Origin of the sequence: Thermoflexus sp., assembly GCF_042408365.1 — a bacterium.
Classification (GTDB): domain Bacteria; phylum Chloroflexota; class Anaerolineae; order Thermoflexales; family Thermoflexaceae; genus Thermoflexus.
In genome coordinates this window covers 1-8426 of the sequence record NZ_JBHOQJ010000182.1, presented here as the reverse complement: position 1 = coordinate 8426, position 8426 = coordinate 1, and the positions used below count along the sequence as shown (strand labels likewise).

Annotated in this window: 8 protein-coding genes; 3 read left to right on the top strand and 5 right to left on the bottom strand. The window is 66.3% G+C overall.

The genetic code is table 11. From position 1 onward, the window contains the following. Nucleotides 1-130 precede the first annotated feature (130 nt). On the top strand, nucleotides 131-481 hold the full coding sequence (locus tag ACFMO5_RS08475) for a phage holin family protein (RefSeq protein WP_376792314.1): 351 nt from the start codon (nucleotides 131-133) through the stop codon (nucleotides 479-481). 79 nt (nucleotides 482-560) lie between these two features. On the opposite strand, the gene ACFMO5_RS08470 is transcribed toward ACFMO5_RS08475, so the two are convergent. Then, nucleotides 561-1913 carry a bifunctional folylpolyglutamate synthase/dihydrofolate synthase gene (locus ACFMO5_RS08470; protein WP_376792313.1) on the bottom strand — a complete coding sequence of 451 codons (1353 nt, stop codon included), beginning with the start codon at nucleotides 1911-1913 and terminating at the stop codon, nucleotides 561-563. A 237-nt stretch (nucleotides 1914-2150) separates the two neighbouring features. Between ACFMO5_RS08470 and ACFMO5_RS08465 the strand changes: the two genes are divergently transcribed. Both ACFMO5_RS08465 and ACFMO5_RS08460 read left to right on the top strand, forming a co-directional pair. After that, nucleotides 2151-3014: a hypothetical protein gene (locus ACFMO5_RS08465; RefSeq protein ID WP_376792312.1), complete on the top strand. Its 864-nt coding sequence runs from the start codon at nucleotides 2151-2153 to the stop codon at nucleotides 3012-3014. Nucleotides 3015-3091: 77 nt separating this feature from the next. Then, entirely contained in the window at nucleotides 3092-4003 is a 912-nt protein-coding gene (locus ACFMO5_RS08460; RefSeq protein ID WP_376792311.1) for an ABC transporter ATP-binding protein, read from the top strand. Between the two features lie 20 nt (nucleotides 4004-4023). Here the strand turns inward: ACFMO5_RS08460 and miaA are convergent, their stop codons facing one another. From miaA to ACFMO5_RS08440, 4 genes are all read right to left on the bottom strand, one after another. Then, entirely contained in the window at nucleotides 4024-4974 is a 951-nt protein-coding gene (miaA, locus tag ACFMO5_RS08455) for a tRNA (adenosine(37)-N6)-dimethylallyltransferase MiaA (RefSeq protein ID WP_376792310.1), read from the bottom strand. Between the two features lie 152 nt (nucleotides 4975-5126). Further along, nucleotides 5127-5357: a hypothetical protein gene (locus tag ACFMO5_RS08450; protein ID WP_376792309.1), complete on the bottom strand. Its 231-nt coding sequence runs from the start codon at nucleotides 5355-5357 to the stop codon at nucleotides 5127-5129. A 175-nt stretch (nucleotides 5358-5532) separates the two neighbouring features. Next, entirely contained in the window at nucleotides 5533-6873 is a 1341-nt protein-coding gene (hflX, locus tag ACFMO5_RS08445; protein WP_376792308.1) for a GTPase HflX, read from the bottom strand. A gap of 261 nt (nucleotides 6874-7134) precedes the next feature. After that, nucleotides 7135-8310: an aminotransferase class I/II-fold pyridoxal phosphate-dependent enzyme gene (locus tag ACFMO5_RS08440; protein WP_376792307.1), complete on the bottom strand. Its 1176-nt coding sequence runs from the start codon at nucleotides 8308-8310 to the stop codon at nucleotides 7135-7137. Between the last annotated feature and the right edge of the window lie 116 nt (nucleotides 8311-8426).

The following is an 8426-nucleotide window of genomic DNA, read 5'->3' as shown; positions in this document are numbered from 1 at the left end:
GAGCCACGCGCCTTTGACGCGTGGCTCGGCCCCCAAAGCCCTAGGAGGAAACCACCCAATCATCGGCGTTGCGTGGGAACGCTTGAATAGTTACCAATAGGGCGTATATTCCTCCATAAGGAGCGAAGCGATGCGACACTTCCTCATGCGTTGGGCGCTGAACACGATCGCCCTATGGGTGGTCTCTCAGCTCTACCCAGGGGTCTCATTCCGGGCCGGTGCCGGCCTGGGCGACTTCCTGCTGGCCGGGCTGGTGCTCGGGCTCGCCAACGCCCTGGTCCGCCCAATCCTCCTCCTCATCACCTTACCCCTCAACTTCATCACCTTGGGGCTATTCACGTTCGTCGTAAACGCCATCATTCTATATCTCGTGGCCGCCCTCACCGCTCTAAACGTTCACGGGTTCCTCGCCGCGTTGATCGGGGCGATTTTGCTCTCGATCGTCAGCTTCGGGCTGAGCCTGTTGGTTCGAGAACGGTAGTGCTTCTTCCACCATTGGACTTCTGGTAAGAAGTTGAAGGATTAGCGCAGAAAAGCTTCGGTTCTCAAGAGGCTCCGGCTCACCGCCCGCCCACCCGCACGGGGATCGGATCGATTTCGGGCATGGGCATCCGGCCCCAGGCGGCCCACGCCTCCCGCGCCTCGGCTACGACGAACAGGGAGCCGGTGACCAGGACCGGGCCGCCTTCCGCGACGGCTTCCTCGAAGGCCCGGGCGACCTCCCCCCGGATCCGCCAGGGGAGGCCCAAGGCCTCCGCCGCTCCCACCAAGCGCCAGGGAGCAGCGGCTCGGGGATGCCGGGATTGAGTGAGCCAGACCTCCGTGGTCAGAGGTCGCAACGGCGAAAGGATGGCCGCGGCATCCTTATCGGCAGAAACCCCGAACACCAGCCGCCAGCGGCGCCCAGGGAACACCTCGGCAATGGCTTCCGCCAGCCGGGCCGCCGAGGCATCGTTGTGCGCCCCGTCTAAGACCATGGGAGGCTCTTCACATAACACCTCGAAGCGCCCAGGCCACTGCACCCCCTGGATCCCCTCCCGGATCGCCTCGTCCGGGATCCGCCATCCTTGCTCCCGCAGCCGAACCATAGCCGCCACCGCCAGGGCGGCGTTCTCCCATTGGTGGCGGCCCAACAACGGCAGGCGAACGGACCAGCTGGCCCCGTCCGGCGCGTGGATCTCCCCCCACTGTCCAGTCGGGGAGATGATCGCCGGGCCATAGCGCCATCCCTCCAGGGTGAACAGCGGCGCGCCCCGCTCCGCCGCCACCTGACGCAGCGCCGCCATGGCCTCCTCGGCCTGAGGGGAGGTGATCGCAGGGACCCCCGGCTTCATAATGCCCGCCTTCTCGAACGCGATGTGCGCGAGCGTTGGGCCCAGGATCTCCGTATGATCCAAACTGAGGGAGGTGATCAGGGAAACGCTCGGGGAGACGACGTTCGTGGAATCCAGACGTCCCCCCAAGCCCACCTCCACCACCGCGATCTCCACCCTGGACTCCGCGAAGGCGAGGAACCCCATCGCCGTCAGGATGTCGAAGACGGTGAGCTCGGGATCCGCTTCGATCATCGGGCGCAGCCGTTCGAAGAGATCCACCACCGCTGCCCGGGAGAGCATTTCCCCATGGATGCGGATCCGCTCCCGTAAGGTGTGGAGATGGGGAGAAGTGTAGAGGCCGGTCCGATATCCAGCCGCCCGGAGGATCGCATCGGCCATGGCGGCGGTGGAACCCTTGCCCTTGGTGCCGGCGATGTGGACCACCGCATAGCGGCGATGGGGGTTCCCGAGCCGTTCTAATAGACGCCGGATGGGATCCAGGCGGAACGCCTCCGGCGTGCGGGGCCGACGGGTCTCGAAATTCGCCCGCCCAAACAGACTGGACAGGGCGGCCAGATACGCGCTCTCCTCGCCCATTGCGATCTCTCCCTTATAGATCGAACACTCTGATTTTATCCCAGTTGAGTGCCTGAAAATACCCCAAAATTTGCATCCGCACTAAAATCCCTGTGGGCCTTTCTCTTTCCCGCGGAACAAGCGGGGTCGTCAAGACGTCTTTTCTGGAGGGAAAAGGCTGAGCGCCCTCGGCGCCGGTCGATCCCCTGGATTCCATCGGCAAAGATGAACCGCGTGGATTCCCGAAAGGAGGCTTCGATGCGTTGGCGCGCGAAGGTGGCCGGATGGATCTTGCTGGGCCTGGCCGCGCTGGCCTTCGCGCTCTCCCCGGCCCTGCGGGCCGCTGCTCACGATTTCCTCCAAGGGTTCCGCCTCCGACGCCTCTTGGTCGTTCCGTACACGTTCTCGATGCCTACCGCCGCCGGCGAGGCCCTCTCCCGGATCCTCGGCGACGACCTGGCGTTCGAGCCCGTCGAACCCCGCATGGTTCAGAGCCTCTCCGAGGCGGAAGCTTTGCTCGGCTTCCCCGTCCGCTCGCCAGCCAGGGTCGAGGAATTCATCACCTTGCAGGTGATGCCCGCCGCTTCCGCCCGCTGGACCGTCGATGTCGGCCATCTGCGGGAGGCCATGCGCGTGGCTGGGGCGGAGGATGTGGCGATCCCGGACGCGCTCCACGGGACCGTTCTGACGGTGACCGTGGGGCCGATCCTGCTGGCCACCTTCGAGGCGGAAGGGAACCCTTACGGATGGGCGCAGGCGCCTCTCCCGGTCTACACGATGCAGCCGGAGGGCGATGTGCAACCCCTGGCCGAAGCAGCCCTGCGGCTGATGGGGATGCCCGCGGAGGAGGCCCGCCGTTTGGCTCGGACCGTGAACTGGCAGACGACGCTCCTGCTCCCGGTTCCAATGGCCCCCGGGATGACCGTGGAGGTGGAGCCGATCCCGGCTGCCGGTCAGGACGCGACGCTTTTCACATTCCCCCAGGCAGCTCATACGCCGAGCGGGGAGGCTCTGCCGGTTCGCTTTCTGCTTTGGCATGATGAGGAGTTCCTCTATCTGCTCGGCGGGCCAGGCGCGGAGCCAGCCCAGCTGATCGCGTGGGCGCGTGGGATGGGACACTAATACCGTTTGATGGCCGCTCAGCGGCGACAGTGTCTCCGCCGAGCGTCTCCGAAACCAAACAGACTCAGCACGACCCGATGAGCAGCGGCTGGGCCATTGAGACGGAAGGCTTGCGGAAGGTGTTCGGCAACCGGGTGGCGGTGGCGGACCTCACGCTCCGAGTGGCCGAAGGGGAGGTCTTCGGCTTCCTGGGCCCCAACGGGGCGGGCAAAACCACCGCGGTCAAGATGCTCCTCGGCCTGATCCACCCCACAGCCGGGAGGGGATGGGTCCTGGGGCGGCCGTTGGGCGACCGCCACGCCCGGCGGGAGATCGGTTTCCTCCCAGAGGGCTTTGCCTTCCCCGACTGGCTCACCGCCGAGGAGATCCTGTGGTTCCACGGCCGCCTGGCGGGCGTGGAACCGGATCGCCTGCGGCGGCGCATCCCGGAGCTGCTGGAGCGCGTCGGCCTCGCCGCGGACGCGCGGCGCCCCTTTCGCACTTTTTCCAAAGGGATGCGGCAGCGCCTGGGGCTGGCCCAGGCCTTCGTCCATGAGCCCCGCCTGGTCTTCCTGGACGAGCCGACCTCCGGCCTGGACCCCGCCGGGCGGATCCTGGTGCGGGATTTCCTGCGAGCCCAGAAGGGCCAGGGGGTCACGATCTTCCTGAACTCCCACCTGCTCAGCGAGGTGGAGCGGATCTGTGACCGGGTCGCTTTCATTAAGGGGGGTGTGGTGGTGGAGACGATGGACCTCCGGGCCGGAGCGGCCACCACGCTGGCCCTGCAGCTGGGGTACGTCCCGGCAGGCCTGGAAGCGGCGTTGCGCGCCTGGGGGGAGGTGCTCGCGGTCACGGACAACCGCCTCACCCTCCGCCTGGTCCCGGATCGCCGCCCGGCCGACCTGGCCCGCTGGCTCGTGGGTCAAGGGCTGGATCTGGAGGCCATGATCCCCCAACCGTTCTCCCTGGAGGAGGTGTTCATCCGGGTGGTCGGGATGGAGACCGGGTAGGCAGGGGCGCACCGCGCGCCTTATCCCTGAACGGCAGGGCGGCCCAGCTGCTCCCGAAGCCATCCCTCAATCGCCCCCACATCCGTCTGACTGAGGTCGAACCACTGAATGCGGGGATCGCTCAAGCGGAACCAGTTATATTGATGGTGCACGAAATCCCGGGTGGCGGATCGGATCTGATGGATCGCCTCCTCCAGCGAGATCTCGCCCCGCAGATAGGCCCCGATCTGCCGATAGCCCAGACCGGTCATCGCCGGGAGGTCCCACGGGTAACGCTCCGCCAGCCGCTTCACCTCCTCCACCAGCCCCTGGGCGATCATGCGGTCGATCCGCTCATCGATCCGCCGGTAGAGCTCCGCCCGGGGGCGGGTCAGGCCGATGAGGAGCGTTCGGTAAGGCGGGGGGGTCTTGCGTCGCTGGGTCGAGAACGGCTTCCCGGTTTGATAGCAAACCTCCAAGGCGCGGATCACCCGGCGGACATTGCGGGGATCGATGAACGAGGCCGCCTCGGGATCCAGCCGCAGCAATTCCTCATAGAGCGCCTGGGGGCCTTCGCGTTGCGCCCGCTCCTCCAATGCGCGGCGCAGCTCCGGATCCGGCGGCGCCGGGGGGATCTGCCATCCCTCCACCACCGCCCACACGTAAAGGCCGGTCCCGCCGACCAGAAACGGCAACCGCCCCCGGCGGTGGATCTCATCGATGGCCGCATAAGCCATGCGCTGGTATTCCGCCAGGGTCAGCGGGCGATCCGGGTCGGTGACATCGATCAAGTGATGGGGAACCCGGGCGCGCTCCTCAGGGGTCGGCTTCGCTGTGCCGATGTCCATGCCTCGGTAAATCTGGCGGGAGTCCGCGGAGACGATCTCCCCATCGAAGCGTTCCGCCAACTCCAAGGCGACCTCGCTTTTGCCGACAGCGGTCGGCCCCACAATGGCCACCAGCGGTCGATCCGAAGAAGAACGTTCAGCCATCAGGCGGGTGCTTGGTCCATGAATTTGGGGTTTTCCCGAAAAATTTTTCTCCCTCTTCTCACGGCCCAAAAGGCCGTGAGAAGAGGGATCCATAGAGGGACGGGGTCTTCTGCTCCCTCCACTGCGCAGCCCCAAAAACAAGCGGTAGGTGATTAAAGAACTTCGGCGACGAGCCCTCCCAAGAGGGCCACGACCAGACCTAAGTAGAGGAAACAATGGAGCATCGCTAGGGTCCCGAGCACAGGAAGCCCTGGGGCAAGCTGGTGAAAGAGAAACAGCAGGAAATCCAGGAGGATCAGACCCACTCCGATGAGAATGGGCAGGCCTTTATGGTGGGCGAGGAACTCCGCGGTGTGTTCGATCCACCGATTCAGGGCCGACATGGGACCGGTCTTCCGCGCGCTTCGAATCGCCAAGGCAACTCGGCCATCCCCTCTGGGAGACGAGCGGGGCATTCCCCTTCCCTATCCTGATGTTCCTGATGTAGGGGCACCCCTTGTGGGTGCCCCCACGAATGGCATCCGCGCCCTTTGGTAGAGGCAGACGCAGGGCCCACCCCTACAAGACAACTGGGGATGGCGGCGCGACCTCGCTCTCCTTGTGCTCCAGGTAGGGGCGGAAGGCCGCCAGCAGCCGTCCGGGCAGACGCCCGAACAGCGTCACCTCGCTGTCGGTGTGCGCCTCCCATTCCACCACGCCCTGCTCGTAGAACAGGGCGATGAGATCCCCGCGGCTCAACGGCAGCCGCACCCGCACCGGCATGAGGTTCCGATAGAGGATGGCCTCCACCTTCCGCAACAGATCCTCCAACCCGATGCCGCGGGCTGCCGAGATGGCCACGAAATCCGGATACTCCGCTGCCAGGGCCCGAGCCGCCTCCGGGTCCGGCAGCCGGTCGATCTTGTTGAGGGCGGTGATCATCGGGATGTCCCGCACCCCGATCTCCCGCAGGGTCTGGATCACCACGCGGGCCTGCTGCAGCGCGTTGGGATGGGTGATGTCCAGGATGTGGATGATCAGATCCGCCTCGGCGATCTCCTCCAGCGTAGCGCGGAAGGCCGCCACCAACTGGTGGGGGAGCTTCTGGATGAACCCTACTGTGTCGGTGAAGAGGGCCACCCCGCCTTCGGGAAGCTTCACCCGGCGGGTCGTGGGGTCGAGGGTGGCGAACAGTTGGTCCGCCACCAGGACATCCGCGCCGGAGACCGCGTTGAGCAGCGTCGATTTGCCCGCGTTGGTGTAGCCCACCAGGGCCACCACTGGGATCTGAGCCCGACGCCGCCGTTCGCGGTAGCGCTGGCGGTGGGCGCGGACCTCCTCCAGTTCTTTCTTCAGATGGGTGATCCGCTCCTTGATGCGTCGGCGGTCGATCTCCAGTTGCTTCTCGCCCGGCCCCCGCAGGCCCACGCCGCTGATCCCCCCGCGGCCGAACGAGCCCCCCGCCTGCTGGGCCAGGTTCTGCCAACGGCGGGTCAGCCAGGGGAGACGGTACTCGTACTGGGCCAGCTCCACCTGGAGCGCCCCCTCCCGCGTGTGAGCGTGCTGGGCGAAGATGTCCAGGATCAGGGCTGTGCGGTCCAGCACCCGCACTTCATCGCCGAAGGCGTTCTCGAGGTTGCGTTGCTGAGAGGGGGACAGCTCATCGTCGAAGATGACCATGTTGGCGTTCATGGCCCGGACCAGGGCCTTGATCTCCTCGACTTTCCCAGGCCCAATGTAGGTGGCCGGGTGGATGCGGCGGAGCCGCTGGACCGCCCGCCCGACGACCTCTACCCCGGCGGTGCGGGCCAGCTGCGCCAACTCATCCAGGGAATCCTCCACCGGCAGCAGCCCCGGCTTCCCGTAAATCTCCGTGCCGACCAGCACCGCCCGATCCGCTGGGGCCAGGGTTTCCTGCATTCCGCGACCGATCGCCCACCTCCTCTCGGATCCACCCTCGAGCCTGTTTGATCGCCAAGACAGAAAGGGTGCGCAGGAAAATTCGAGCTGGGGCTTGTAGGTCACACCTTTAAAATTTTAGTGGCCCGCCCCTCATACAGAACATCCACTCATCTATCGAGCCCGGCGGCTTTCCCGATAGGCCACCCAGATCGCCCAGCCGAACACCAGGATCTCGAAGATGGCCGCCGCGATCAGATAGGGCACATGGGTCATCGTCTTTCACCCCAACGAGGCATGGAACGCCTGAATGCGACGCACCGCCTCCTCCAGGCGGGGGACCGGCTGGACCAGGGAGATGCGGATATAGCCCTCGCCGGCCTCCCCGAACATCGCCCCAGGGGCCACAGAGACCCCTGCTGCTTCCAGGAGACGGGCGGCGTAATCCGCGCTGCGCCAGCCCTCCGGCAGACGCGCCCATACATAGATCGTGGCACGAGGCCGCTCGGCTGTCAAGCCGGCCGCGTTCAACCCGTCCACCACCACATCCCGCCGCCGGGCGTACTCGGCGTTGCGCTCCACCATCCATTCGTCGTCGTGGAGGAGGGCGGCCGCGGCCGCCTCTTGGATCGGGCGGAAGTGGCCGGAGTCGATGTTGCTCTTCAGCTGGGCGACGGTGCCCACCACCTCCGCGTTCCCCACCAGCATCCCCACGCGCCAGCCGGCCATGTTGTGGGACTTGGACAGGGAATAGAACTCCACCGCCACGTCCTTCGCGCCGGGGACGCTCAGAACGCTGGGGGCCCGGTAGCCGTCGAAGGCCACGTCGGCGTAGGGGTTATCGTAAGCGAGCAGCAGGCCGTGCCGACGGGCGAAGGCCACCGCCTCGGCGAGGAACTCCGGCGTCGGGCAGGCCGCGGTGGGGTTGTTGGGGTAGTTCAACCAGAGGACCTTGGCCCGGGCCAGGACCTCCGATGGGATCTCCGAGAAATCCGGGAACCATCCCCGCTCCCGCCGCAACGGCATGTAGAACACGTCCGCCCCGGCGGCCAGGGCGCCATCCGTGTAAGTGGGGTAGCCGGGCGAGGGGACCAAGGATACATCCCCGGAGCCCAGGTAGGCCAAGCTCAGGTTGAAGATCCCCTCCTTCGAGCCGATGAGGATCAACACCTCGCGATCGGGATCCAGGTCGACCCCGAAGCGGCGCGCGTAGAAGTGGGCCACAGCCTGGCGCAGGGTGGGGATACCCCGATAGCCCGCGTAGCCATGGGCGCGGGGGTCGCGGGCGTTTCTCTCCAAGGCCTCCAGGATGAAGTCGGGCGGCGCCATGTCCGGGCTGCCGATGTCCAAGCGGATGATGTCGCGGCCCTGGGCCTGCAGCTCCGCGATCCGCCGCTCCAAGGCGGCGAAGGGGTAGGGCTTCAAGCGTTGCATGCGCGCTGAGGGGGCGGGCGGCATCTTCCTTCCACCTCCACGGATTTCCCCCTATTTTAATCCCAGACGCCGCCGGCGCAAGGAGAGGGAGCTCTATCCAGCCCGAGGAGCGCGAGAAAAACGTCGGGCGCGGCCCTGTT

Bases quoted from the DNA above. Each gene is read 5' to 3' on its own strand.
- ACFMO5_RS08475 (WP_376792314.1), top strand. From the start codon at position 131: ATGCGACACTTCCTCATGCGTTGGGCGCTGAACACGATCGCCCTATGG.
- ACFMO5_RS08470 (WP_376792313.1), bottom strand. From the start codon at position 1,913: ATGGGCGAGGAGAGCGCGTATCTGGCCGCCCTGTCCAGTCTGTTTGGG.
- ACFMO5_RS08465 (WP_376792312.1), top strand. From the start codon at position 2,151: ATGCGTTGGCGCGCGAAGGTGGCCGGATGGATCTTGCTGGGCCTGGCC.
- ACFMO5_RS08460 (WP_376792311.1), top strand. From the start codon at position 3,092: ATGAGCAGCGGCTGGGCCATTGAGACGGAAGGCTTGCGGAAGGTGTTC.
- miaA (WP_376792310.1), bottom strand. From the start codon at position 4,974: ATGGCTGAACGTTCTTCTTCGGATCGACCGCTGGTGGCCATTGTGGGG.
- ACFMO5_RS08450 (WP_376792309.1), bottom strand. From the start codon at position 5,357: ATGTCGGCCCTGAATCGGTGGATCGAACACACCGCGGAGTTCCTCGCC.
- hflX (WP_376792308.1), bottom strand. From the start codon at position 6,873: ATGCAGGAAACCCTGGCCCCAGCGGATCGGGCGGTGCTGGTCGGCACG.
- ACFMO5_RS08440 (WP_376792307.1), bottom strand. From the start codon at position 8,310: ATGCCGCCCGCCCCCTCAGCGCGCATGCAACGCTTGAAGCCCTACCCC.